This window comes from Xanthomonas sp. 60 (genome assembly GCF_011761925.1).
The window spans coordinates 528317-554801 of sequence record NZ_JAASQW010000002.1; the positions used below are offsets into that span (position 1 = coordinate 528317).

Annotated in this window: 19 protein-coding genes; 5 read left to right on the plus strand and 14 right to left on the minus strand. The window is 68.2% G+C overall.

Features of this window, described 5'->3' with window-relative positions:
• Positions 1–85: 85 nt before the first annotated feature.
• Positions 86–1516 (plus strand): M28 family peptidase, encoded by a 1431-nt coding sequence (locus FHY09_RS06295; protein ID WP_166925247.1) that lies wholly within the window; start codon positions 86–88, stop codon positions 1514–1516.
• A gap of 752 nt (positions 1517–2268) precedes the next feature.
• Here the strand turns inward: FHY09_RS06295 and FHY09_RS06300 are convergent.
• The 5 genes from FHY09_RS06300 to FHY09_RS06320 all read right to left on the minus strand — a co-directional run bounded on the left by FHY09_RS06300 (position 2269) and on the right by FHY09_RS06320 (position 10283).
• Positions 2269–3111: a TrmH family RNA methyltransferase gene (locus tag FHY09_RS06300; RefSeq protein WP_166925249.1), complete on the minus strand. Its 843-nt coding sequence runs from the start codon at positions 3109–3111 to the stop codon at positions 2269–2271.
• Positions 3112–4617: an alanine/glycine:cation symporter family protein gene (locus FHY09_RS06305; RefSeq protein ID WP_166925251.1), complete on the minus strand. Its 1506-nt coding sequence runs from the start codon at positions 4615–4617 to the stop codon at positions 3112–3114.
• Between the two features lie 122 nt (positions 4618–4739).
• Positions 4740–7865: an efflux RND transporter permease subunit gene (locus tag FHY09_RS06310; RefSeq protein ID WP_166925253.1), complete on the minus strand. Its 3126-nt coding sequence runs from the start codon at positions 7863–7865 to the stop codon at positions 4740–4742.
• Positions 7862–9019: an efflux RND transporter periplasmic adaptor subunit gene (locus FHY09_RS06315; RefSeq protein ID WP_166925255.1), complete on the minus strand. Its 1158-nt coding sequence runs from the start codon at positions 9017–9019 to the stop codon at positions 7862–7864. Before FHY09_RS06315 ends, FHY09_RS06310 begins: the two co-directional genes overlap by 4 nt.
• A 280-nt stretch (positions 9020–9299) precedes the next feature.
• Entirely contained in the window at positions 9300–10283 is a 984-nt protein-coding gene (locus FHY09_RS06320) for a LysR family transcriptional regulator (RefSeq protein ID WP_166925257.1), read from the minus strand.
• Between the two features lie 204 nt (positions 10284–10487).
• Between FHY09_RS06320 and cysK the strand changes: the two genes are divergently transcribed.
• A complete protein-coding gene (cysK, locus tag FHY09_RS06325; RefSeq protein ID WP_166925259.1) occupies positions 10488–11447 on the plus strand; it encodes a cysteine synthase A in 960 nt (319 codons plus the stop codon).
• Between the two features lie 162 nt (positions 11448–11609).
• Positions 11610–12212: an O-acetyl-ADP-ribose deacetylase gene (locus FHY09_RS06330; RefSeq protein ID WP_166925261.1), complete on the plus strand. Its 603-nt coding sequence runs from the start codon at positions 11610–11612 to the stop codon at positions 12210–12212.
• 71 nt (positions 12213–12283) lie between these two features.
• Here the strand turns inward: FHY09_RS06330 and FHY09_RS06335 are convergent, their stop codons facing one another.
• From FHY09_RS06335 to gap, 9 genes are all read right to left on the minus strand, one after another.
• Complete coding sequence (locus FHY09_RS06335) at positions 12284–13324, minus strand: ABC transporter substrate-binding protein (RefSeq protein WP_166925264.1); 1041 nt, start codon at positions 13322–13324, stop codon at positions 12284–12286.
• Positions 13325–13495: 171 nt separating this feature from the next.
• The gene (locus tag FHY09_RS06340; protein ID WP_166925266.1) at positions 13496–14500 is read right to left on the minus strand and encodes a class I fructose-bisphosphate aldolase; all 1005 of its coding nucleotides are present in this window, start codon (positions 14498–14500) and stop codon (positions 13496–13498) included.
• A gap of 147 nt (positions 14501–14647) precedes the next feature.
• Complete coding sequence (gene pyk / locus FHY09_RS06345; protein WP_166925268.1) at positions 14648–16114, minus strand: pyruvate kinase; 1467 nt, start codon at positions 16112–16114, stop codon at positions 14648–14650.
• Positions 16115–16324: 210 nt separating this feature from the next.
• A complete protein-coding gene (locus FHY09_RS06350; RefSeq protein WP_456362718.1) occupies positions 16325–16987 on the minus strand; it encodes an HAD hydrolase-like protein in 663 nt (220 codons plus the stop codon).
• A gap of 2 nt (positions 16988–16989) precedes the next feature.
• Positions 16990–18168 (minus strand): phosphoglycerate kinase, encoded by a 1179-nt coding sequence (locus tag FHY09_RS06355; protein ID WP_166925270.1) that lies wholly within the window; start codon positions 18166–18168, stop codon positions 16990–16992.
• 127 nt (positions 18169–18295) lie between these two features.
• On the minus strand, positions 18296–19642 hold the full coding sequence (locus tag FHY09_RS06360; RefSeq protein WP_166925272.1) for a DUF3999 domain-containing protein: 1347 nt from the start codon (positions 19640–19642) through the stop codon (positions 18296–18298).
• The gene (locus FHY09_RS06365; protein WP_166925274.1) at positions 19639–22290 is read right to left on the minus strand and encodes a DUF2339 domain-containing protein; all 2652 of its coding nucleotides are present in this window, start codon (positions 22288–22290) and stop codon (positions 19639–19641) included. Before FHY09_RS06365 ends, FHY09_RS06360 begins: the two co-directional genes overlap by 4 nt.
• Before the next feature lie 90 nt (positions 22291–22380).
• Positions 22381–23547 carry an N-acetylmuramoyl-L-alanine amidase gene (locus tag FHY09_RS06370; protein WP_166925276.1) on the minus strand — a complete coding sequence of 389 codons (1167 nt, stop codon included), beginning with the start codon at positions 23545–23547 and terminating at the stop codon, positions 22381–22383.
• Between the two features lie 210 nt (positions 23548–23757).
• Positions 23758–24762, minus strand: coding sequence for a type I glyceraldehyde-3-phosphate dehydrogenase (gene gap, locus FHY09_RS06375; protein ID WP_166925278.1), 1005 nt, complete (start codon positions 24760–24762; stop codon positions 23758–23760).
• A 191-nt stretch (positions 24763–24953) separates the two neighbouring features.
• On the opposite strand from gap, the gene FHY09_RS06380 reads away from it, so the two are divergent.
• Positions 24954–25583 (plus strand): OmpW family outer membrane protein, encoded by a 630-nt coding sequence (locus FHY09_RS06380; RefSeq protein WP_166925280.1) that lies wholly within the window; start codon positions 24954–24956, stop codon positions 25581–25583.
• Positions 25584–25664: 81 nt separating this feature from the next.
• Positions 25665–26483, plus strand: a complete 819-nt coding sequence (locus tag FHY09_RS06385; protein ID WP_166925282.1) for a S1/P1 nuclease — start codon at positions 25665–25667, stop codon at positions 26481–26483.
• Positions 26484–26485: the final 2 nt, after the last annotated feature.

Below are 26485 nucleotides of genomic sequence, written 5' to 3' on the forward strand. Positions count from 1 at the left end.
CCTGGCCCCATGCATGACCTCGGGCCCATGTGCCAAACGGTGACACTGTTAAGCTCGGCGCTTCATGCCCCCGCCGGAGTCACCCATGCGCCGCCGCGCCCTTGCCCTCGCCGCCTCCCTCGCCCTGTTCGCCGTGCCCGCTTTTGCACAGGGACCGCAGGCGCGCCCCACCACCCTGCCACCGGCGTCGCTGGCCAGCGCCGCGCAACTGCGCGACCAGGCGCTGGCCGATGACACGGGCTGGAAGGTGGTGGAATCGTTGACCACCGAAATCGGACCGCGCATCGCCGGCAGTGACGCCGACCTGCGCGCCGTGGCATGGGCCGAGGCCCGGTTCAAGGCGCTCGGGTTCGACAAGGTGTGGAAAGAGCCGGTCACCTTCCCGAAGTGGGAACGCCGCAGCGAACAGGCCGCCGTCATCGGCCGCAGCGCACAGCCGCTGCACGTGACCGCGCTGGGCGGCAGCCCGGGTGGCACCGTGGAAGCACCGGTGGTGCGGTTTGCCGATCTTGCCGCGCTCCAGGCGGCGCCGGAAGGGTCACTGAAGGGAAAGATCGCCTTTGTCGATTACCAGATGCTGCCCTTCCGCGATGGCCGGGATTACGGCCGTGGCGGCGCGATCCGCAGCAAGGGCCCCTCCGAGGCGATCCGCAAGGGTGCGGTGGGCTTCCTGATGCGCTCGGCCGGTACCGATTCCCACCGCGTACCGCACACGGGGATCACCCGCTTCGACGACGGCCTGCAGCCGGTTCCTTCCGCTGCGTTGTCGGTCCCGGATGCAGACCAGTTGGCCCGCCTCGTGGCGCGCGGCGACACCACCGTGCGCGTCGCGCTCGACTGCGGCTGGGATGGCACCGCGACCTCCTACAACGTCATCGGTGAGATCACCGGCCGCAGCCTGCCCCGGGAAGTCGTGGTCATCGGTGGCCACCTGGATTCCTGGGACCTGGGCACCGGCGCCGTAGACGATGGTGCCGGCATCGGCATCACCATGGCCGCCGGGCACCTCATCGGCCAGATGAAGCAGGCGCCCAAGCGCAGCATCCGCGTGATCGCCTTCGCCAACGAAGAGCAGGGCCTCTACGGTGGCAAGGCCTATGCGCAGGCGCATGCCAAGGACGTGGTGCTGCACCAGCTGGCGGCCGAAAGCGATTTTGGTGCCGGCCGCATCTACGCCTTCAACACCGGTTCGCCGAACCCGGATGGTTCGCGTGAGGCCACCCGGCAGATCGCCGAGGTGCTCAAGCCGCTGGGCATCGAGTATCAGGCCGACAAGGGCGGCCCAGGCCCGGACGTCGGCCCGCTGGCGGCCAAGGGCGGTGCCTGGGCCTGGCTGGCGCAGGACGGAACGGACTACTTCGACCTGCACCACACGGCCGACGACACGCTCGACAAGATTGATCCGAAGGCGCTGGCGCAGAACGTCGCCGCCTACAGCGTCTTCGCCTATCTCGCTGCGGAAGCGGACGGCAGCTTCGGCAGTGAGGCCAAAGCCACCGTACCGCCGGGCGAGTAAGCGCGCGACGGCGCAGATGCCACGCTCGGCGAGCCATCCGCTTGCCGAAACGCTGCCACCCCACAACAACGCAGTGGGCCGTGCACACGGCCCTGCAGCGCGCGCCTGCGCGCAATCGCTGGCGGCGGCCAAGGCCGTTCGCTGCAGCAGTGCGATGGAACGTGGGCTGCGTCGCGGTCAGCCCTGCGCGATGGCGCGAGTTCCTACATCACCGTCGGAATGCAGGAAAGCCCTCTGGCTGAAACACCGACCCCCACGCCGTTTTCCGGGATGGCTGCGCAGCCGTCCGTCGGCCTCCGCATTCGCGTGACGCACGCATCGCCCCGCCCGGGCTCGCGCCCCCTTGGCTTGGCTACCTGCGACAGCCACATTGCGCGAGCATCACCTTTCCCATCCAGGCACCGTGCCTGCCTCCCTCCCCCGGCACAGCGACGGCACACTCACTCCAGGAGCGCGGAAATGAATAGATCGGGCGGTCACGCTGTCTGCGAGGTCGCCCCTGTCCTCGGGAACACCCGACCTCCATCTCGTGCGGCCACCGCCCCAGGCGGAACGGTCGCACCACCGGGTGGCACGGCGCCGGGTACCTGAAAAAGAAAACCCGGCCGTCAAGCGACCGGGCTGCCGCAAGACCCATCCCACGCGGTGGGTCGCCATGCCGAGCATGCCGGCCAAACCCCCGCAGGGCCATGACACGGCGCTGCGGGAGGAATGGCCACACTGTGCGCCCGCGCCGAGGCGCGGGCCATCCATTAAGCTTGAAAACCGCTCTGCGCGCGCGCCCACTGCGCCAGCAGCACGGCCGTCGCGGCAGCCACATTCAGGCTTTCAACAGCACCGCTGCCGGGAATCGAGACCGAGAGATCACACTCGCTCGCCAACCGGCGGTCCATGCCTTCGCGTTCAGCGCCCATGACATAGACCAGCCGCTGCGGCAGCGCCGCGCTGAAGACGTTCTCGCCCTCCTCCACCAGCGTTGCCGCCAGGCCGAAGCCGGCACCACGCAGCTGGGCCATGGCCTCCACATCGCCCGGCAGGCGCACCAGCGGCACCGCTTCGGCACCGCCTTCGGCCACGCGTGCCGCAGCCCCGGAGATGCCCAGTGTGCTGTCAGCGGGCAGCAGCAGGGCCGAGACCCCGAAGTGCGCCGCAGAACGCAGGATCGCGCCGAGGTTGTGCGGGTTGCCGACGCCATCGAGCCACAGGGCCAGTGCCGGGCCTTCCGGTACCTGCTGCAGCCACTGCGCCAGCGGCAGCACCGGGGCGCGCAGGACATCGGCCACGATACCTTCGTGATGGGTAGTGCCGGCCAGCTTGTTGAGATCGCCGTCTTCCACCACGCGGTACCCCACGCGGTTGGCCACGCACCACTTCAGCAGCGGCTGCAGGCGCGGGATCTGCGCCTCCAGCAGATACAGCTTGCGGATCGCCTGCGGCCGCGCGTTGAACACCGCCACCACGGCATTGACGCCGAACAGGCGGAGCTCATCGTTGCCGCCGCGTCCGGCCGGCGGCGTGGCCGCCGCTTCGCGGGGCAGCGGCGTGGCACGCGGCGGACGGGCCGAAGGACGGCGGTTGTTCCAGGGATTGTTCACTTACAGGGTTTCCTGCTTCTTCTGCCAGAAATCGGCATTGCGGATGCCAAGCGCGACCGGGTCGAAGGTCGGGTCCAGGCCCAGCTTCTTCTGCCGCTCGTAGTCGCGCAGGGCGAGCATGGCCGGCTTCTGCACGATCAGGATGGCGATGATGTTCAGCCACGCCATCAGGCCCACCCCGATGTCGCCCAGCGCCCAGGCCAGTCCGGCATTGTGGAAGGCGCCGAAGACGACCATGCCGATGATGCCCAACCGCAGCACCAGCACCGTCAACGGCCGCTTGGCGTTGTTGTTGAGGTAGGTGAGGTTGGTTTCGGCCATGTAGTAATAGGCCATGATCGTGGTGAACGCGAAGAAGAAGATCGCCAGCGCCACGAAGTTCGCGCCCCAGCCCGGCAGTACCGCTTCCACGCCGGCCTGCGCGTAGCCTGCGCCTTCGGCGATGCCCTTCAGGCCCTGGAAGATCGGCTCGGCACCGGGGACCGGCGAGTACACGTTGTAGGTGCCGCTGGCCAGGATCAGGAACGCCGTGGCCGTGCACACCATCATGGTGTCGAAATAGATGGCGAAGGCCTGCACATACCCCTGCTTGGCCGGATGCGACACTTCCGACGCTGCCGCCGCGTGCGGTCCGGTACCCTGGCCGGCTTCATTGGCGTAGATGCCGCGCTTGACGCCCCACTCCACCGCCATGCCGACCATCGCGCCGAACGCGGCGTGCATGCCGAACGCGCTTTCGAAGATGATGCGGAACATGCCCGGCACCTGATCGGCATTGATGATCATGATCACGATCGCCATCAGGATGAAGGCCGCCGCCATGAACGGCACCACGATCTCGGCAAAGCTCGCGATGCGCTTGACGCCACCGAAGATCACCACTGCCAGCAGCAGCGCCACCACCGAGCCGATGCCCAGCTTGACCGCCTGCACCGTTTCCATGCCCAGCGCCTGCCCATCCAGTGGCCCGCACAGCGCGCCGCCACGGCAGGCGTTGATGATGCTGTCGGCGATGGCGTTGGCCTGCACGCCCGGCATCAGGAAGCCGGCCGCCACGATCGTGGCCAGCGCGAAGGCCATCGCATACCACTTCAGGCCCATCGCCTTTTCGATGTAGTACGCCGGCCCGCCGCGGTAGCGACCTTCGGCGTCCTTGGTCTTGTAGATCTGCGCCAGCGTGCATTCCACGTACGAGGTGGAGGCGCCGAAGAACCCCATCACCCACATCCAGAAGATCGCACCGGGACCGCCGAAGGCGATGGCCGTGGCCACGCCGGCGATGTTGCCGATGCCCATGCGCCCGGCCATGGACATGGCCAGCGCCTGGAAGGACGACACGCCCGCATCGGACTTCTCACCCCTGACCGTGAGGCGGCACATCTCCACGAAACCACGGATCTGCATGAAGCGGGTACGGACGCTGAAATACAGGCCCGCGCCCAGGCACACCACGATCAGTGCCTTGCTCCAGATGATGCTGTTGATGAAATGTACGGTTGCTTCCACGCGTCTCTCTCCAGTCGGCGGAATGATGGATGTCCCGTCGGCTGAGGGGAACCGCTTCGATTCTCGCTGATAGCGGCCGATCCGGGTAGGGCCAGGCGGCGCCCGGCCCGACCCGTGACCGGTCAGGCGTGGCCACCCACCGAGGGCGTGTCCTTCTCCTGCTGCTCCAGCTCACGTCGGATGGTGTCCGGCGAGCGCGTGTACGGGGCCAGGCGCGCGTAGAACGCCGGCACCACGAACAGCGACAGGAAGGTGGACAGCGTGACGCCGAAGATGATGACCACGCCGATGGTGCTGCGGCTGGCCGAACCCGGGCCTCCGGCCACCACCAGCGGGATGGCGCCGACCACGGTGGCGATGGAGGTCATCAGGATCGGGCGCAGGCGCACCCGCGACGATTCGATGATCGCCTCGCGCACCGAACGGCCCTCATCGCGCAGCTGGTTGGCGAACTCCACGATCAGGATGCCGTTCTTCGCCGCCAGCCCGACCAGCATCACGATGCCGATCTGGCTGAACAGGTTGACCGTGCCCCCGCTCGCCCACAGCCCCACCAGCGCACCGAGCACGCCCAGCGGCACGGTCAGCATGATGGTCAGCGGATGGATGAAGCTCTCGAACTGCGCGGCCAGCACCAGGTACACCACCAGCAGCGCCATGGCGAAGGTCAGCAGCACCGCACTGCCCGAGCTCTGGTATTCGCGTGATTCGCCCTTCCAGTTGACCTGCGCGTACTGCGGCAGTTCCTCGCGCGTGACCTGCTCGGCCCAGGCGATCGCCTCGCCCAGCGGATAACCGGGCGCCAGCCCGGCGTTGATGGTGATCGAGCGCAGGCGGTTGAAGCGGTTCAACGAGCCGGCCTCGGCCACCTCGCTGAGCGTCACCAGGTTGGACAGCGGCACCAGCTCGCCACTGCTGGAGCGCACGCGGATGGCGGCCAGGTCGGTCGGCGTGGCGCGGCCCTCGCGGCCGGCCTGCACCAGCACGTCGTATTCTTCGCCGTTGTCGACGAAGGTGGTGACGCGGCGCGAGCCCATCATCGTTTCCAGCGCCGAGCCGATCGCGGTCACCGAAACCCCGAGGTCCGCGGCGCGCTGGCGATCGATGTTCACGCGCATCTGCGGCCGGGTTTCCTTGTAATCGGAATCCACGCCGACCAGGCCGGGGTTGTCGGCCATGCGCAGCATGAGGCGGTCACGCCACTGCGCGATCTCGGCATATTCCGGCCCGCCCAGCACGATCTGGAACGGCTGTCCGCCACCGCGCACCAGGCCACCCCCCACCTGCGTGCGCACGCGCACGCCGGTGATGGCGTCCAGCTCCTTCTGCAGCTCCGCCGCCACGTCCGGCGTGGACTCGGTGCGCTGCCGCCACGGCTGCAGGAACACGCTCACCCGGCCGGTGTGCATTTCCTCGCTGGCGCCCCAGCCACCGGGCACGCGGGGATTGGCGCGCGTGATCGGTTTGTCCTGACCGACGTGCGGCGCGAGGATCGCCTCGACTTCCTGCACCTGGCGGACGGTGTAGTCGTAGCCGGCACCTTCGGGTCCGTCGATCATGATCTGGAAGGAGCCGCGGTCTTCGGCCGGCGCCAGTTCCGACGGCAGCGTCCTGAACAGCAGGACGCTGGCCGCCAGCGCGGCCGCCATCACCAGCAGGTAGATCCAGGTGCGGCCCACGTGGCGTTCCAGCACGCCGGCGTAGCGCAGCGACACGCGGTCCAGGTTGCGGTTGATGAAGCCATGCAGGCCACGCGGGGGCTGCCCCGAATGCGGCTTGAGCAGTTTGGAGGCCATCATCGGCGTCAGGGTCAGCGCGACGAAGGCCGACAGTGCCACCGCCGCGGCCAGGGCCACCGCAAGCTCGCGGAACAACCGCCCGGTGTTGCCCTCCAGGAAACCGACCGGCAGGAACACGGCCACCAGCACGGCGGTGGTGGCGATGACCGCGAAGGCCACCTGCGTGGTGCCGCGTTTGGAGGCCACCAGCGGCGGCTCGCCCAGGTCGATGCGGCGCTGGACGTTCTCCACCACCACGATGGCATCGTCCACCACCAGCCCGATGCACAGCACCAGCGCCAGCAGGGTCAACAGGTTGATCGAGAAATCGAAGGCGTACAGTGCGATGAACGCGGCAATCAGGCACACCGGCACCGTCACCGCAGGAATCAGCGCGGCGCGGAAACTGCCCAGGAACAGCCAGATCACCAGCAGCACCAGCAGCATCGCTTCGATCAGCGTGGCGTAGACCCGGTCCACCGCCGCTTCGATGAAGGTGGTGTTGTCGAAGGTGACCGCGATCTGCGTGCCCTGCGGCAGCGTTTCGGCGATCACATCGGCCTGTGCGCGTGCAGCGCGGGTGACGTCCAGCGCATTGGCGGTGGAGGTCTTGACGATGCCCAGGCCCACGCCGGGCTCGCCGTTGCTGCGGTAGTACGCACGGCGCTCGGCGGAATCGAGCTCGATGCGCGCCACATCGCCCATGCGTACCACGTAGCCATCGGCGCCCTTGCCCAGCGGAATGGTGGCGAAGTCGGCCGGCTTCACGTAATTGCGCTCCACGCGCAGGGTGAAGTCGCGGTCGGCCGACTCGATGCGGCCGGCGGGCAGTTCCACGTTTTCGTTGCGCAGCGCGCTCTCCACATCCCCGGTGGTCAGCCCGCGCGCGGCCAGCTGGTCGCGGTCCAGCCAGATGCGCATGGCGTAGCGCTGGCGGCCGCCGATTCGCACCTGCGAGACCCCGTCCAGGCTGGAGAAGCGGTCCACCACGTAACGCTCGGCGTAATCGCTGAGCGCCAGCGTGTCCATGGTCGAGGAGGACAGGTTGAACCAGATGATGGCCTCGTCATCACTGTTGGCCTTCTCGATCTCCGGCGCGCGCGCCTCATCGGGCATGCGGTCGGCCACGCCGCTGACAGCGTCGCGCACATCGTTGGCGGCGGCCTCGATATCGCGGTTGCTGGTGAACTCCAGGCTGATCTGCGCACGGCCGTTGGTGCTACGCGCGTTGATCATGTCGATGCCTTCAATGCCCGACAGTGAATCTTCCAGCACCTGGGTGACCCGGCTCTCGATGACGGCCGCCGAGGCCCCCGGATAGTCCACCGACACCGAGACCACCGGCGGATCGATCGCCGGCAGTTCGCGCAGCGTCAGCCGGGTGAATGACATGAAGCCGAGCACGATGAGCAGCAGGCTCATCACCACCGCGAAGACCGGCCGCTGGATGGAGATGTCGGAGAGTTTCATCCGTTGCTGCCCTGGGTCGCGGTGGCGCTCGGCGTGGCCGGCGCGGCCGGTGCGGCGGGCATGTCAGGGGTCGTCGCCGGGGGCGGCAGGGTTTCCGGCGCGGGGGCTTCGATCGGCTGCACATCGCGTGCCGCCACCTTCAGCCCCGGACGCAGTTTGCCGGTGCCGTCCACGATGATCCGCTCACCGGCCTTCAGTCCCTGCGTGATCTCCACCACGCCAGCCCGGCGCGCACCGGTGACCACGTCGGCACGCTCCACGGTGCTGTCGGCCTTGAGCCGGAACACATAGGATTCGCGCCCGACCTGCACCACGGCGATCTCCGGAATCACCAGCGCCTGCCGGGTCGGGCGGAAGATGCGCACTTCCAGCAGCATGCCCGGGCGCAGCGCATGGTCGCTGTTGGGGAAATCGGCGCGCACGGTCACCGCACGGCTGGCCGGATCGACCCGCGCATCGATGGTGCTGACCACGCCCTCGAACGTACGGCCCGGCCAGGCCACGCTGGTGGCCTCCACCTCATTGCCGGTCGCCAGCGAAGCGAGCTCGGATTCGGGTACCTGGAAGTCGACGTGCATGCGCTCGATATCGTCGAGCGTGGTGATGGCGGTGGTCGGGGTGACCAGCGAACCGGGGCTGATCTGGCGGATGCCAAGCACGCCGGCGAACGGCGCACGCACGCTGCGGTCGCCGATGGCCGACTGCATCTCGGCGACCCGCGCCTCGGCTGTATCGCGGATGGCGCGCTGGGTATCCAGGGTGGAACTGGCGACCAGCTGCTGCTGGGCCAGTTCACGCTGGCGGCGGTAGAGCTGGTCGGCTTCGGCGAAGGTGGCCTGGGCCTGGGTCAGCGCGGCCTGCTGCGCCTGTCCACGCAGGGTCACCAGCGGCGCCCCGGCACGCACCTGCTGGCCGCTTTCGAAATGCACCTGCTCGATGATCTCGCTCACCTTGGCGGTGATCGTCACCGATTCGCGGGCCTTGGCCGTGCCGAGCGCCTGCAACGTATCGCTCCACGCAGTGGCCTGGACCACCTGCGCGGTGACCGGTACATCGGCGCCCTGGCGGCGCGCCGCCTCCGGCTCTGCCTTGCACCCGGCCACGAGAACAAGGACAAGGCCTGCGACCGTGCCCACTGCGATACGTCCGAACATGAAAATTCCCGCCTTCTGCATGACCGGCGAGTGTAGGGGGACGCGTGCGAAGGCCGTATGTGCCAAGCGTTTACCAGCCGCGTCCACGCATCAGGTAGCGGCTGGAACCCTTTCCGTGCAAGGGTCCGCGCCGGAATGTCACCGTGTGTCGCTGTGTATCGCGCGGCACGGATGCGCCGATTGCCACTCGCGCTCACGCCGGCGAGGGCCAGGCACGACGGAGGCCGAGGTCGTCAGGCACAGCCCCGGCGCCGGTCACCACGTGCAGAATGGCACGGATTCAGGATGTGATCGTCTGCGTCAGCGATTCCCATGTCGGCGGCGCGGGCCAGGCAGGGGCCTGGTTGCCGTCGAGCACGCGGCGCAGGTCGCGTGGATCGATCTGCGGGGCCAGCACATGGACCAGTTCGAGGGCGTAATCGCGCAGCACGCGGTCACGCGGCAGCACCGCCCATGCGACGCACTCGGCGATCGGCTCCGGTGCCACCCAGGCACGCAGATCGTGATCGGCGGCGCTGACCGCCATCTCCGCCAGCAGGCCCACGCCCAGTCCACTGCGCACATAGGTCTTGATCAGGTCGGCATCCAGCGCGGTCAAGGCGATCTGCGGGGTCAGCCCGGCACCGGCGAACGCACGCTGCAGCGAGGAGCCGCTGCGGGTGGAGGACTCGTAGCTCACCAACGGCTGGCCGGCCAGCGCGGCCAGATCGGGGGCACGGCCGGTGCGCTCCAGCGGGTGGCCCTTCGGCACCAGCACCAGCCGGCGCCAGCGGTACAGCGGCACCGCGATGCCGGCCGAGGGCTCGCTGCCGGCCGTGCTGATGATGGCGATGTCCGCATCGCCCTGGCTGAGCAGATCCAGCGCGTCGCTCTCCGCCGCCTGCGGCAGATGCACGCTGACCTGTGGATACGCCTGCTTGATCCGCGACACCGCCGGGGGCAGCACGAACCTCGCCTGCGTGTGCGTGGTGGTCAGCACCAGCTGGCCCTGGCTCTCGCGACGCTGGTTGGCGGCATAGGTACGGATGTTGTTGGCTTCGGCCAGCACCGCGCGCGCGCGCGTGATGACTTCCACGCCGGCCGGCGTCACCGAGTCCAGGCTGCGGCCGCGGCGGACGAACAGCAGGAAACCCAGTTCATCCTCGAGCTGCTTGAGCTGTTTGGACAGACCGGGCTGGGTGGCATGGACGCGGGTGGCCGCCAAAGTGATGTTCAACTCGGCGTCGGCAATGGCCACGAGATAGCGCAGCTGGGTCAGCGTCATGTCGGTCCGATGAGGCGTGTGGGAAGACGAGACCCACTCTAGGGCAACGCTCGTCACCAGCTTATAACCAAACGTTGTCTATCACCGGCATATGGTGATTTCCTGCGCTTATATCGCCGCGTTACGGTCAGCCAGCACGGCGGCCCGCTTCCGGTTCCCCGCTCCCCCTCCCACCGCGCCCGCGCGCCTGCACTGGAGTGCCCCATGGCCCTGTACGACTCCATTCTCGACACCATCGGCAATACCCCGATCGTCCGCCTGCACCGGTTGGCGCCGGAAGGTGTGACGCTCTACGCCAAGGTGGAAGCCTTCAATCCCGGCGGTTCGGTGAAGGACCGGCTCGCGCTGGCGATCGTGCTTGATGCCGAACGACGCGGCCTGCTCAAACCCGGCGATACGATCGTGGAGGCCACCTCCGGCAACACCGGCGTGGCCCTGGCCATGGTCGCTGCGGCCCGCGGCTACAAGTTCGTGGCGACCATGGTGGAGACCTTCTCCATCGAACGCCGCAAGCTGATGCGGGCTTACGGCGCCAAGGTCATCCTGACCCCGGCGGCCGAGCGCGGCAGCGGCATGGTCCGCCGCGCCCGCGAGCTGGCCGAGCAGCACGGGTGGTTCCTGGCCAGCCAGTTCACCAATCCGGCCAATCCGGCGTTCCACCGCAGCACCACGGCCGCAGAGATCCTGCGCGATTTCGCCGGCCGCCGACTCGACTATTTCGTCAGTGGGTGGGGCACTGGCGGTACCCTCACCGGCGTTGGCGAAGTGCTGAAGATCGCCCGTCCCGATACCCGCATCGTGGCCACCGAGCCCACGGGTGCGGCGCTGCTCAAGGGTGACGACTGGACGCCGCACAAGATCCAGGGCTGGACGCCGGATTTCCTGCCGGAGGTGCTCAACCGGACCGTGGTGGACGAGCTGCTGACCGTCGACGACGAGCGCGCGATCGCCACCGCGCGCCGGCTGGCGGCCGAGGAAGGCATCTTCGTCGGCATTTCCGCCGGCGCCACGCTGGCCAGCGCGCTGGATGTGGCCGCCCGAGCCGAGCCTGGCGCGGTGATCCTGGCCATGTTGCCGGACACCGGCGAGCGCTACTTCTCCACGCCGCTGTTCGCCGATGTGAACGAAGGCTCCGACGACGACTGGCTGGCCGGGCTTCCCTGATTTCGCCTGACACACGGAGACGATCTTTCCCGACCCCTCATCTGCCTGTTTTTTCGCAGCGCGTGAGACGGTCATGACGCACCATGCATGCGTCACCTGTCAGGGTGGCACTGGCACGCGCGACCGCGCGCCAGAACCGCATCAGGGCAGGAGACGCATCGCATGAAAATCGAGGTTTGGCAGGGTGACATCACGACCCTGGCGGTGGATGCGATCGTCAACGCGGCCAATGAATCGCTGCTGGGCGGTGGTGGCGTGGACGGCGCCATCCACCGTGCCGCCGGCCCGGACCTGCTGGCCGAATGCCGGCAGCTGGCCGAAGTCCGGCCGGGCGTCCGCTGTCCCACCGGTGAAGTCGTCGCGACCGGCGCGTACGCGTTGCCGGCGCGCCATATCTTCCACACCGTCGGTCCGGTCTGGCAGGACGGCCAGCGGCACGAGGCGGCCCTGCTTGCCAACTGTTACTGGAAATCGCTGCAGCTGGCGGAAAAGCTGGACCTCACCTCCATCGCGTTCCCTGCCATCAGCTGTGGCATCTATGGCTATCCGGTGCATCAGGCCGCACGCATCGCCGCGACCGAAACCGTTGCCTGGCAGCGCGGCCACAGCCAGCCGCGGCGTATCATTCTGGTGGCCTACAACACGGCGACATTCCAGGCCTACCAGCAGGCGCTGCTGGCCGCCGGCCAGTCCGCCGGCGAAGACGAGGCACGGGCACAGGGGGCGGCGTTCGCGCTCGGTCACCCGGCATCGGCCCCGTTCTGATCGCGGCCGCCGTCTGCCCCTGCAACGCCATCGCGTGCGGCCCAAGCCGCACGCGATGAACGCCGGAACGCTTACTCCGCTTCGCTGATCCGCAGATCGACGATGGCTTCGCGTTCTTCCAGGCTCGAAACCACCAGCGTGTAACGGCCTGCCGCCAGCTGCGTCTCGATACGGGCGTTGGTGCCATTGCCGCCATCGTCATCACGCAGTTCCACATTGCGGCCGTCCAGCTGCAGGAACGTGTCGACCTGGTCGGACAACGCTTCGATACGCACGCGGCCGGCACGTGCCATCACCAGCGCCAGGCGACGCTCGCCACTGCCGCGGTTGAGCAGGACCGGCGCCGTGGTGCCGGGCTGGACCGTGGCACCATCGGTGACGATGGCATTGGCCGCCAGCTCGACGGCCGTGGTGGTCAGGCGGAACTGGCCGCTGTCGGTGTCGTTGATCCCCTTGACGCCGAGGGTGTAGGTGCCCGGCTGCAGCATCACGCCCATGCGCGCGTTGGTGCCGCTGCCGCCGTCGTCGTCCTCTTCATTGACCCCGTTGCCGTTGAGGGTCAGCACGGTATCGAAGGCCGAAGAGGTCAGGTCGATCCGGTACATGCCGGGCTGCGCCACCTGCAGCGTATAGGTCTGGGTGCCGCCTGCGTACAGGTCGGAGATGCTGCCTGCACCGCGCAGCGGGGCACCGTCGTACGGCTGCACTTCCCTGGCCTGCAGGCGGAAGGGGCCATAGGCGCTGCCACTGCTGCCGTTGACCGCCACGCGGTAGCTGCCGGCGGTGTCGGCGCGGAACGCCAGCGAGGCGTTGCTGTCCTCACTGCGGCCGCTGGTCGCCACGACCATGCCGTCGCGCACGACGGTCAGGGTGCCATCCAGCGCGCCGCTGAGGCTCAGCTCCACCAGCTGCCCGCTCTTGAGCGTGAGATCGTAGATCTGATGGCGGCTGCCATCGTTGTAGTTGATGCCGCTGCCGGAGGTGATCTCGCCCACCAGCGTTGCATCGACCGCCAGTGTCTGCGCCTTGCCATCGTTGGCGGTACGGGCAGCTGCGCCGCCACTGATCGCCAGCGCGATGGCGGCCGCCAGGCTGATCGCTGTACTTCGCATCGTTGTATCTCCATGGCCTGGTCTACACAGGGTCCCCGGACAGGCCAGGCCGGGGCAGCGCAACGATACGCTGAACACGGACCTGCGAATACCGACATAAGGTCGCAGCAGAGGCCAGACATGAAAATGCCGGCGCGGAGCCGGCATCTTCGATTCAACGGGACGGCGCGATCAGCCGTTCCACTTGCCCAGGGCGGCGTGGCCGTTCTCCTTGGCGCGCTCGTACACGGTCTTCTGTGCAGCGGCGTAATTGCCCTTCATGTCCTTGGCCCACAACTTCAGCGCGGCCTGCTGCATGGCACGGCCGTAGGAGAAGGTCAGCGGCCACGGCAGGTTGCCGATCTGGTTGATGGCATTGAGGTGGGCGGTGGACTGCTCGTCGGTCTGGCCGCCGGACAGGAACACCACGCCCGGCAGGATCGCCGGCACGGTGCTCTTCAGGCACATCACGGTGGACTCGGCGACTTCCTCGACATCGGCCTGCTCATCGCAGTCCTTGCCGGAGATGACCATGGAGGCCTTCAGGATGGTGCCTTCCAGCAGCACGTTCTGCTGGTACAGCGCGTCGCACAGCGAGCGCAGCGTGGCTTCGGTGACTTCGTAGCAGGTTTCGATGTCGTGCTCGCCATCCATGATGACTTCCGGCTCGACCATCGGCACCAGGCCGCACTCCTGGCACAGCGCCGCATAGCGGGCCAGCGCATGCGCGTTGGACTCGATGCAGGTACCCGACGGAATGCTTTCGCCGATGTTGATCACCGCGCGCCACTTGGCGAAGCGGGCACCGAGCTTGTAGTACTCCTGCAGGCGCTCGCGCAGGCCATCAAGGCCCTCGGTGACCAGCTCACCGGGGCAGCCGGCCAGCGGGTGGGCGCCCTTGTCGACCTTGATGCCCGGGATCATGCCGTGATCGGCCATGTATTTGGCGAACGGCACGCCGTCCTTGGTGGACTGGCGGATGGTTTCGTCGAAGAGGATCGCGCCGGAGATATGCTCGTTGAGCTTCGGCGTGGTCAGCAGCAGTTCGCGGTAGGCGCGACGGTTTTCCTCGGTGTTCTCGATGCCGACGCTGGCAAAGCGCTTGGCGATGGTGCCGGTGGATTCGTCGATCGCAATGATGCCCTTGCCCGGGGCGACCATGGCCTGGGCGGTTTCAGCCAGCTGTTCGATGCTCATGTACTTCCTGTGGCGGGTACGGGAAAACCCGGATTATAGCCCGCCCACCCTGTGACCTCGACGTGGACGTCGATTGGAAGCGGTTCCAGACCCGGACGCGGCCGGATCGCGGCTGCATGGCAGCGCAATCCGGCCCCGCTCACGGTTTTACAGCTCGCCGAGGCCGCTGGCGCGACCGTCCGGGCCGACCTGCAGCAGACGCAGGGTGTTGGTGGCGCCATGGGTTTCCATGTGCTCGCCGCTGGTGAAGACCACGCGGTCGCCTTCGGCCACCAGGCCGGCTTCGACCAGCAGGCGGATGCTGCCGCGCGCGGCCTCTCGCGGCGTCAGTCCACGGCTGTCGAAGTTGATGGGGAACACATCGCGCATCAGCGCCATCTGGCGGCGGGCACCATCGTGGCGGGTGACCGCGAACACCGGCGCGGAGGCACGGAAACGTGACAGGTAACGCGCGGTGCCACCGGATTCGGTCATCGCCACGATCGCCCGCACCCCCACGTGCTGGGACAGGAACATGGTGGCCATGGCGATCGCCTGGTCGGCACGCTCGAGATTGCGCGGCGAGGCACCGAAATCGGTCTCGGTCTGGAACTGGCGCTCGGCCCCCAAGCAGATGCGGGCCATCGCTTCGACAGCCTTGACCGGGTAGGCACCGGCGGCGGTCTCCGCCGAGAGCATGACCGCATCGGTGCCGTCGATGACCGAGTTGGCCACATCCAGCACTTCGGCGCGGGTCGGGATGGGGCTTTCCACCATCGACTGCAGCATCTGCGTGGCGGTGATCACCACCTTGTTCTGCGCCAGCGACGCCTTGATGATCTTCTTCTGCAGGCCCGGCAGCTCGGCGTCGCCGATCTCCACGCCGAGGTCGCCACGGGCGACCATCACCACATCGCTGGCGTCGACGATTTCTTCCAAGTTCTCGATCGCCTCGGTGCGCTCGATCTTCGACACCAGCGCGGCATGGCAGCCGTGCTGTTCGGCGATCGCGCGGGCATCGTTCATGTCCTGCGCATTGCGGCAGAAGGACACGGCGATGAAATCCACGCCGATCTTGGCGACGATGCCGATCAGCTCCTTGTCGCGCTCGGTCAGCGCACCCAGCGACAGGCCACCGCCCTGTTTGTTCAGGCCCTTGCGGTCGGACAGCGCGCCGTCGTTGAGCACGGTGTTGACGATGCGGTCGCCCTGCACTTCCACGACCTGCAGCTGCATCAGCCCGTCGTCCAGCAGCAGCACATCGCCCGGCGCCACGTCTTGCGGCAGGCCCAGGTAGCTCACGCCCACCTGGGTGGTGTCACCGGCCGGCGCGGTCGGCGAGGCGACCAGGTCGAAGCGGTCGCCGGCCTTGAGGAACACCTTGCCTTCGGCAAAGCGCTCGATGCGGATCTTGGGACCCGGCAGATCGGCGAGGATGCCCACTTCCACACCGACGCGGGCGGCGGCGGCGCGCACTTCCGCCGCACGCTTGGCCTGGCCGGAGGGATCGCCATGGCTGAAGTTCAGCCGCACCACGTTCACGCCCGCGCGGAACAGGTCTTCCAGTACACCCGGCGGATCGGTGGCCGGACCGAGGGTGGCTAGGATCTTGGTGCGACGCTGACGCTCGGACATGGTTCATGGGCTCCCGTTAAAGGAGGAAAATTAGCACATCCTTCACGACCCATGTATGCGGTTACAGCCTTGACGCGCAATGATCTCGCCGATGTCTGCAAGACAACGCAGGTCATGATCACGTCAAGGCCGTGTCACGCACTTTCGATCGCTCCCTTTTCAACGGCAGGGACCGCGATCTGCCAGGGCCCGGCCATTACCCACAGCGCCTCAGCCGATCAGCCGCAGCAGGTCTCCCGGCGCCGCGGCCAGCGCCCCGGCGCCCGCCGCGGTCAGTTCGTCCGCCCCGCCGAATCCCCACAGCACGCCGATGTTGCGCATCCCGTGGTGACGTGCACCTTCGATGTCCATGCGCCGGTCACCGATCATCACGCACTGCGCCGGCTGCAACGCCAACCGCGCCAGTGCTTCGGCCACCAGCGCCGGCTTGCCACTGCGCGAACCATCCACGGTGGCCCCGACCACCTCATCGAAGCAGGCGCCGAAGGGCAGATGGTCGATGATCCGCCGCGCGTGCGGCTCGTTCTTGGCCGTCACCACCGCCAGCCGGTGGCCACGCGCATGCAGCGCACGCACCACCGGTTCGATCTCCGGAAACACCACATGCTCGCGCCAGCCGTCGGTCTCGAAGCGCTGGCGGTAGAACTCCACCGCCTGCTCCACCTTGTCGGCGTCGTTGAACACCGGGCCGAAGCTGGTACGCAGCGACGGGCCGATCCAGCCGCGCAGCGCGTCCCGCGCCGGCGCCGGGTGCTGCATCTGCTCGAACGCATGCGTGATGCAACGGGTGATGCCCAGCTCCGAATCGATCAACGTACCGTCGAGGTCGAAGAACAGCGTGTCGCGCACCTCGGCGCCCTCGCCGGAGCCCACGCTTACTGGCCCCCGCGGGCTTCGAGCGCCGCCACGGCGGGCAGCGTCTTGCCTTCCAGGAACTCCAGGAACGCACCCCCACCGGTGGAGATGTAGCTGACCTGCCCGGCGATGCCGAACTTGTCCACGGCCGCCAGCGTGTCACCGCCACCGGCGATGGAGTACGCGCTCGATGCGGCAATCGCGCGGGCCAGTGCCTCGGTGCCCTTGCTGAAGGAGGCGAACTCGAACACGCCCACCGGACCGTTCCAGACCACGGTACCGGCCTTGGCGATCAGCTGTGCATAGTTCGCCGCCGTCTGCGGGCCGATGTCCAGGATCAGGTCATCCTCGGCCACGGCATCAACCGCTTTCACCGACGCCTCGGCTTCGGGCAGGAACTGCTTGGCCACCACCACGTCCACCGGCAGCGGAATCTCCGCGCCGCGCGCCCTGGCGTCGGCGACGATCTGCCTGGCGGTGTCCAGCAGGTCCGGCTCGTACAGCGACTTGCCCACCGCATGCCCCGCCGCGGCAATGAAGGTGTTGGCGATGCCACCGCCCACGATCAGCTGGTCCACCTTGCCTACCAGGCTGGACAGCAGCTCCAGCTTGGTGCTGACCTTGCTGCCGGCCACGATGGCCAGCAGCGGCGTGGCCGGCGCCTTCAGCGCCTTGGCCAGTGCGTCCAGCTCGGCCATCAGCAAGGGGCCGCCCGCAGCGACCGGAGCGAAGCGGATCACGCCGTGGGTGGAGGCCTGCGCCCGGTGCGCGGTACCGAAGGCATCCATCACGAACACGTCGCACAGCGCGGCGTACTTCTTCGCCAGCGCTTCGTCGTCCTTGCCCTCGCCGACATTCATGCGGCAGTTCTCGAGCAGCACGATCTGGCCCGGCTGGAGCGCCACGCCGTCCACCCAGTCGCGCACCAGGGGCACATCGCGCCCGAGCAGTACGGCAAGGCGGTCAGCCACCGGCTGCAGCGAGTTCTCCTGGCTCCACTGGCCCTCCGTCGGCCGGCCCAGGTGCGAGGTGACCATCACCGCGGCACCCTGCTCCAGTGCGTGCTTCAGCGTCGGCAGGGACGCGGTGATGCGCTGCTCGGAGGTGATCCGGCCGTCTTCGATCGGCACGTTGAGATCCTGGCGGATCAGCACGCGCTTGCCGGAAAGGTCGAGGTCGGTCATGCGGACGATGGACATGGGCAGATCCTGGGCTTGGGAATGAGGGCGCTGCAGGCAGCGCAGGCCCCTATTGTCTTGCGTGCGCAGGACGACGGCAAACCCGTCCGCAGACGCTTCCCTCACCCGGGACCGCGCGCGGCCCGCCTCATGCCGGTTTCTGGCGCAGCACGCTCAACGCCAGCGCCGCCACCAGCAGTACGCCGAGCAACAGCGCGCCCCACAGCATCCAGCGCTTCCAGTCGAGCGGCGGCCGCAGCGCCGCATCCCCTGCAAGCGGCTCCGCGGTGCCTTCCAGTCGAGCAAGCGTGGGCTGCCATTCCGGCCCGTTGCGCAGGCGCAGTTCGTCCACCAGCACCGCGACCGGAGCGTCTACGCGGACGGCCGTGGCGCTGCCCACGGCGAGGGCGTACGGCGCCGCGCCCTGGCTCAGGAAGACCAGCACTTCGGGCTGGTAGCCGAGCTGCAGGACCGGCGTGACCGCTGCCGACGCCGGCTCCGCCTCCAGCTTCCAGTAGCGGTCGCGGGTCGGCGAGGCGAGCGTCTGCGCGGGCGAGCGCTGCCGCTGCGCATCCGCTCCCTGTACCTGGTACGCCACCCATGCGGTGGTGCGCTGGTGCCAGTCCGCGCCGGGGTCATCGCGGCTCCAGGCGGTCCATCGCACCAGGCTGTTGTCATCGGTGGTGACATCCACCCGTGCGATGGGGTAACGGCCATCGAGCTCGAATTCGAAGCGGCCGGCGGCGGCGGCCTTCGGCTGCAGGGCCATCCATTCCCACGGCAGCGTGGCCGGTGCGGCAGGCAGCTCGGCGTCCACGGCGCGCAGCACCGGCAGCGCGCCCTCGCCAGCGGGCAGGATGCGCAGGTAGCGGGCATTGCCCGCGATCTCCACGCGTCGCTGCAGCAGGCGCTTGCCCGCGCGCTGCAGGTCGACCAGGGGCACCTCGGCCTGTACCGGCTGCCAGCTGTTCAGGTCATCACTGGCGTCCACGCGCACGTTCACCTGCAGCGGCTCTTCGCGTCCGCTCCAGTCCAGCATGATGGCCGCCAGCGGCTGCTGTCCGAGTACCGTGGCGTCGATCAGCCAGCCCCCGGGGCGCGCCGCCGCGCCGCCGCCCATGCGGGCTTCGACGCGCCGCACGCGGCCATCGCTGTCACGCTCGGTCAGCAGCTGCAGATCGTTGCGGCTGCGCGCATCCAGCGGCGGCAGCACGAACCACGGCAGCTCGCGCTGCACCGGTGGCTGGGCCAGGGGCTGGTCCGGTGCCAGCAGCGCCGACGGCAGGGCCTGCCCCGCCGCGTTGTAGACCTGCACATCGGCCAGCTGTGGCGACCAGGCCCGGCGATAGATCTGCGGCTCGAGCGTGACCCGGTAGGCGCCGGACTGTTCGCTGGAAACGCTCAGCGGCCACTGCTCGGCGTACTGCTGGCGATGATCCTGCGCAGCCGCGGGCGGGACGAGGGCTGCCAGCAACAGGACGATCCACTTCTTCATGCACGCTCCTCGACGCTGTCCGCGCGCCGCGGGGGCGCCGGTGCGAAGTATCCCACGGCCGTGCACAGCAGCCCGTAGGCCATGAACGATGCGATACCGAGCAGGTTGCCCAGGTGCTGGCGGTCCACCAGGATCAGTTTGGCCAGCACCAGCGCCATCAGCACCGCGCCCACCGTCCACAGGGTCCGCTGGCCGCGCCGCGACCCGCTGATCCAGGCCACCACGCCGAGCAGGCTCCAGACCACGGTAAGGCTGGTCTGCGCCAGGCTTGAAGCGGCCAGCGCTTCATTCCACGGCACGTGGCCGAGGTGGTGCACGGTGTGCAGGGTCAGGCTGGTGGCGGCGATGAACCCAGCCACCGCGAGCACCGGCACGCGGATCCGCACGAGCGTGGCGGGCGCCTGCGCCGGGAAGGCATACAACCACCGCGCCAGCAGCGCCACGATCGCCCACTGGGCCAGCTCGGCAGGATTGAGCACCGGCAGCCACGGCAACGGCGTCGCCCAGCCCGACAGCTGATGGACATACAGCCACGCCAGCGCGAGGCCGCCGAACAGCAGTCCCTGCAACACCGGCCGCTCCGCGTCGAACGCCGTGCCCAGCGGCAGGCTGACCCAACGCCAGCGCCACAGCGTGAGCGCGCCCAGCAGCAGCCACGGCAGCACCACCAGCAGCACCACCCAGCCCTGCGCGAGCCCGTTCACCTGCGCCACCTGCTGCAGCGCCAGGCTGGCCACGCTGGGCCACAGCAAGAGCCAGACGAACTGCGCGATGCCTGCGACCGTATCTCCGCCCTGGCGCAGCGCGTGCAGCGCGCGCAGGCCAAGCACCAGCATCACCAGCCAGGCCAGCGCGCCGTAGCCTGCGAACGGCTGGCCCTGGCCGTGCAGCTGCCACAGCAGCAGCGGAAAGCCCATGGCGAGCATGCACAGCGTGGTCAACGAAAGCGCGGCCGCTGGCAGGCGACGGTGCGCTTCGGCGGCGAGCCAGCCGGTGATGGCCGCCAGTACCAGCAGCGCCTCGGGTTCGCTGCGGCTCGGCGCGAACCGGATGCACTCGTGGACCAGCCCGCCCAGCCACCACAGCAGGCCCCACAGGTAATACACCAGGCCGACGCTGCTGCGGCCGTGGCGCCGGTAGCTCCAGGCGGAGGCGAACCCTGCGATGGCCAGCAGCAATGCGCCCATCGCCGTGGGATTGAGCAGCGCACGGGTATCGCCGAACCAGTGGTCCGCGCCGGCCACGAACGCGAAGGCCGCCGCGATCTGCAGCAGCGCGCCACTGATCTGCGGCAGCCGACGCTGCTGGCGCAGGCCCAGCCACACCAGGCCGGCGCCCTCCAGTGCGAACACCGCACCTGTCGCACGCGCGGACAGGGCCAGCGGTACCGCCAGCGTGGCAAACCCCACCGCCAGTACCGCGTACGCCTGCGCCAGCACCGCGAAGTGCGGGCGATGGATCAGTGCGCGTGCCAGCAGCGCATACAGCGCGGCCACCCCGAGCGCCATGCCAGCCAGCAGCATGGGTTGCCCGGGCAGCATCACCGCCTGCAGCGAGAACGCCACCAGCGGCGTGCCGAAGACCAGGCTGCCATCGACGATGCTGCCCGGTGTCGCTGCGGTGCGCCGCGCGTAGAGCAGCGGAATGAGCAGGTAGAACGCGAAGAACAGCACCAGAAAGGGCTGCGTGGTGGACAGGTGCTCGGGCGTGTAGCGCTCCACGCCCCACAGCACCCCGATGCCGAAGGTGAAGGCAAAGCCCAGCAGGTTCAGCGCGCGCCACGGGCGATACCAGGCGATGGCGAAGATGCCTGCGTTGAGCACGGCGTAGTAGCTGAAGAGCCCCACGTGGTTGCCCGAGCCGGAGGACAACCAGAGCGGTGCCATGAAGCCGGCAAGGATGCCAAGCACGGCCAGCGTACGCGAGTTCTGCACCACGGCCAGCACGCACAGGCCGGCCACGAGGGCGACGCTGGCGATGAAGGCCGGCGCCGTGCCGAGCAGTTCATAGCGCTTGCAGGCCGCGAACACGGTGAGCAGCAGCACACCGATCGCACCGCCCTGCAGGGCAAGCGCGAACAGCGGTCGCATTCCCCGCTGTTTCCAGCCGAACGCCAGCAGCCCCAGCGCGCCAAGGGTGATGCCCGCCAGCCGCAGTTCAATCGGCACATCCAGCAGGCCCTGGTCGCTCACATACTTCAGCAGCGAAGCCACGGCGGCCAGCAGCACCAGCATGCCGATCTTCACCGGCACGTTGCCTTCGGTGAACCAGCGCTTGCCTGCGGCGAAGACCTTTTCGAGCGGGCCCGGACCTGGGGGCGGCGGCGGCACCGCGGGCGGCTCACGGCGCGGTGCGGGCGGTGGCGTGGCACTGGCTGCGGCCGGCAGCCGGGGCGGACCCGTCGGTGCGGTGGACGTGGTGGCGTCAGCGCGGTCGCTGGCCGCATCCGCCGCGTCCGCCGGTCGCGCCCGCGAAAGTGGCGCGCCCACAGGCTCGGCTACGGCAGGCTCGGCCACGGGCGCGCCCTGCAGGGACCGCTCCAGCACCTCGATGCGGCGACGCAGTCCGGCGATCATCACCAGCGCCACCACCAGCAGCACGGGAATCGCCAGCGCGAACAGCACCAGCATCGTGATCAATGCTTCCATTCAAGAACTTCCTGTCACGGCCGTGGCGCCCCGGTGGCACCCTCAAGCGCGCATCATCCTATGAAAACGCCGCTTGCAGGGAGAGTGGGCTCATTCGCAGACCGCTTCGCCGCCCGCCCCCTCGCCGGCAAGGAAAGCCGCATGGCCCTTGACCAGGGCGGCGGCAACGGCCGCCTGGAACACCGGATCCTGAAGCGCCATCGCGTCGTCGACATTGGTGTGGAAGCCCATTTCGATGAGCACCGAGGGCGCGGCGGCCAGGCGGTTTTCCCCGTAATTGCCTTCCAGCGGGACCACGCGAACCCGGTAGGACGCGTAGGCCGGGGTGGCCTGCAGGCCGGTGCGCACGGCGCAGAGCAGCACATGTGCGAGCCGACGATCCTCTGCCCGCCCGGGCTGTACGAACGCCATCATGCCGCGCGCCTGCGCGTCCGACGCCGCGTTGGAGTGCAGGTGGATCAGCGCGCGGGCGCCGCGCTCGTTGGCAAGCAGCGGTCGGGAGCGGATGTCGTCGTTGTACTCGCGCAGGGGCGAGGTCCTGTCGGCGTAGCTCTGCCAGATGTCCGGCCGCTGCGGGTACAGGGCCTGCGCGTGATACCGCGAAGCCATCTGCCACCACGGCCGTCCGCTGGCCGGGTGGAGCCCTGTAAGCGTGGAACGACCGTACAGCGAGGTGCGCCCCTGCCGTGCGAGCTGCTGGATCACCTGCTCGGCAAAGCGCGGTGTCAGCAGGTCCTCCACCACACCGTTGACGTAGGGCCTCTGCAGCCGCCAATCGCCAAAACCGTGGTGGAAGTAGTACCCGTGGCTGGCCGAGACGAACACATCCACACCCTCCTCGCCGGTCACACGCCGAGGCGCTGCGACCGGCTCGGCGAACAGTGCTTCCAGCGGCTCACCGCCGAACCGGAACGCGATCGAACCGCCGCCGCCACGCTGTTCTTCGCGCAGTGTCAGCGCCAGGCGCATGGCCTGGAGGCGCTCGTCGAGCTCAGCCGGAATCTGTGCGCCGCGGTAAGGGGCGAGCATGTCGCGGCCCAGCTCGATCACCCACCCGCCCTTGCCGTCCTGCCGGACCTGCGGCATCCCGCTTTCGCGATGCAGGGATTCGACGGCGTCCGCCGGGGCGGCGGCCATCAGGTGTGACAGCGCCTCCACCCGCGCGGCATCCGGGTCCGCGGCGGCGGCGTCGGAGGCAAGTGGCAGCGTCGTACCCATCAGGGTACAGATCACCAGGGTCAGGTTTTTGATGTACATCGTCGGATTTCCGCAGGCAGGGCCCTCTGTCTAGCACTCCTGCAGCCCGGCGACCTGTCAGCCGTCGATCACGCCGGCTCTTGCTGCATGTTCCCTCAGGCCGTGTGACACGCTCCACGGATCAGGCGGCCAGCATGCTTCACAGCCCGCCTGAAACGACGAACCCCGGCCGAGGCCGGGGTCCGCTTTACCACACATCCACGGGCGTGCTTACTTCGCTGCGACGACCTTGGCCATTTCCAGGCACTTGTTCGAATAGCCCCACTCGTTGTCGTACCAGGAGACCAGCTTGACGAAGGTGCCGTCCAGCGCGATGCCGGCTTCGGCGTCGAACACGGACGTGTGGGTTTCACCGCGGAAATCGGTCGCCACGACCTTGTCCTCGGTGTAGCCCAGGATGCCCTTCATCGCGCCTTCGCTCTGTGCCTTCACTTCGGCGCAGATCTCGGCGTAGGTCGCTTCCTTCTCCAGCTCCACGGTCAGATCCACCACCGACACATCCGAGGTCGGCACGCGGAAACTCATGCCCGTCAGCTTCTTGTTGAGCTCCGGGATCACCACGCCCACGGCCTTGGCCGCACCGGTGGAGGAGGGAATGATGTTCTCCAGGATGCCGCGGCCACCGCGCCAGTCCTTGTTGGACGGACCGTCGACGGTCTTCTGGGTCGCCGTGGCGGCGTGCACGGTGGTCATCAGGCCACGCTTGATGCCCCACTTGTCATTGATCACCTTGGCCAGCGGCGCAAGGCAGTTGGTGGTGCACGAGGCGTTGGAGACGATCGCCTGGCCGGCGTAGGTCTTGTCGTTCACACCGAAGACGAACATCGGCGTATCGTCCTTCGACGGCGCCGACAGGATGACCTTCTTCGCACCCGCATCGATGTGCTTCTGCGCGGTATCCTTGGTGAGGAACAGGCCAGTGGATTCGATCACCACGTCCACGCCCACTTCGTCCCACTTCAGGTTGGCCGGATCGCGCTCCTGGCTCAGGCGGATCTTCCTGCCGTTGACCAGCAGCTGGCCGCCCTCGACGGACACATCGGCCTTGAAGCGGCCGTGGACCGAGTCGTACTTCAGCATGTACGCCAGGTAATCGGGCTCCAGCAGATCGTTGATGGCCACGATCTCGATGTCGTCGCCGAAGTTCAGCACCGCCGAACGCAGGACGTTGCGTCCGATGCGACCGAAACCGTTGATACCAACCTTGATTGCCATGTTGACGAACTCCTGCAGCCGCTGCGGGCGCGGCGGGGTGGATAGGGGCCGTGATTCTATCAGGCCCCTCCGGGGGCCGCCGTGGTGACCGCTGGGCTGCCGGCACGGCTGCGCGGAATTGATCCGGATCAAGGCGTTGCATGCACGTGCCGCGGACACTGCACCCCATCACCCCACAACGAGACGCAACAATGCGCACGCCCTCCCCGCTCCTGATGGCCAGCCTGGCCGCCGCCCTCTCCCTCTCTGCCGCCCCGGTCATGGCCCAGTCGAAGGGTGACTGGACGTTGGCCGCAGGCGTTCACCAGGTGGCACCGAAATCCAACAACGGCACGCTCGCCGGCGGCACGCTGAAGGTGGACGTGGACAACGACATCAAGCCGACCATCACCGGCGAATATTTCATCGCCGACAACCTGGGCATCGAGGTGCTGGCTGCGCTGCCGTTCAAGCATGACATCGCCATCGCCGGCCTGGGCCGCGTCGGCAGTACCAAGCACCTGCCGCCGGTGGTCACGCTGCAGTACCACTTCAACAGCGCGGGCAAGGTCTCCCCGTTCGTGGGCGTCGGCCTGAACTACACCACGTTCTTCAGCGAAGAAACCGGCGGTGCGCTGGCCGGAAGCACGTTGAAACTCGACGATTCCTGGGGCGTTGCCGCCCATGCCGGCCTGGATTTCGCGCTCAGCGAGAAGGGTTCGCTGCGCGTGGACGTGCGTTACATCGACATCGACAGCGACGTGAAGCTCGATGGCCAGAAGCTCGGTACGGTCAACATCGATCCGCTGGCCTACGGCCTGGCCTACGTCTTCAAGTTCTGATCCAGGCACGGACGTGGCGGCACCTGATGATGCCGCCACATCCTGCAAGGGCACGCCATGGCGGTCCGCTAGAATGTGCGGATGAAATCCCTGCATTCCCTTTTCCTGGCCGCTGCGCTGGCACCGGCCCTGCTCTCCTTCGCCTCCACCGCCCATGCCTGGGGCGCCCAGGGCCACCGGCTGGTCGGGCGTATCGCCGAAACCCGTCTGAACCCTGCCGCCAAGGCCGAAGTCGATCGCCTGCTGGCCGGTGAAGCCGAGCCCACTCTGGCAGGCGTCGCGCCGTGGGCCGACCAGCTGCGTGCCAAGGACCCTGGACTGGGCCGCCGTTCGGCACGCTGGCACTACATCAACATGGCCGAGCAGCAGTGCCGGTACGAACCCGAGCAGCAGTGCCGCGATGGCAACTGCGTGGTGGAGGCGCTGAAAGCGCAGACCGCGATCCTCGGCGACCGCAGCCGCCCGGATGCCGAGCGCGCGCAGGCGCTGAAGTTCGTCGTGCACTTCGTCGGCGACGTGCACCAGCCGATGCACGCCGGCTACGCCCACGACAAGGGCGGCAATGATTTCCAGGTGCAGTTCGCCAACCGCGGTACCAACCTGCATTCGCTCTGGGACAGCGGTCTGCTCAACACGCGCAAGCTGGATGACGACGGTTACGTGAACGTACTGCAGCGCCTGCCGCGGCCTGCGCTGCCGCGTCGCCCCGATATCGCCCGCGACGCCCCGGCGTGGGCCGAAGCCAGTTGCCGCATCGCGGTCGAACCGGGCGTCTACCCGGCCTCGCGTAAACTCGGGGACGACTACACCGAGCGTTACCGCGCGGTGGCTGAAACCGAGCTGCGCATCGCCGGCGAACGACTGGGGCAGCTGCTCAACGCCACGCTTGGCCGCCGCTGATC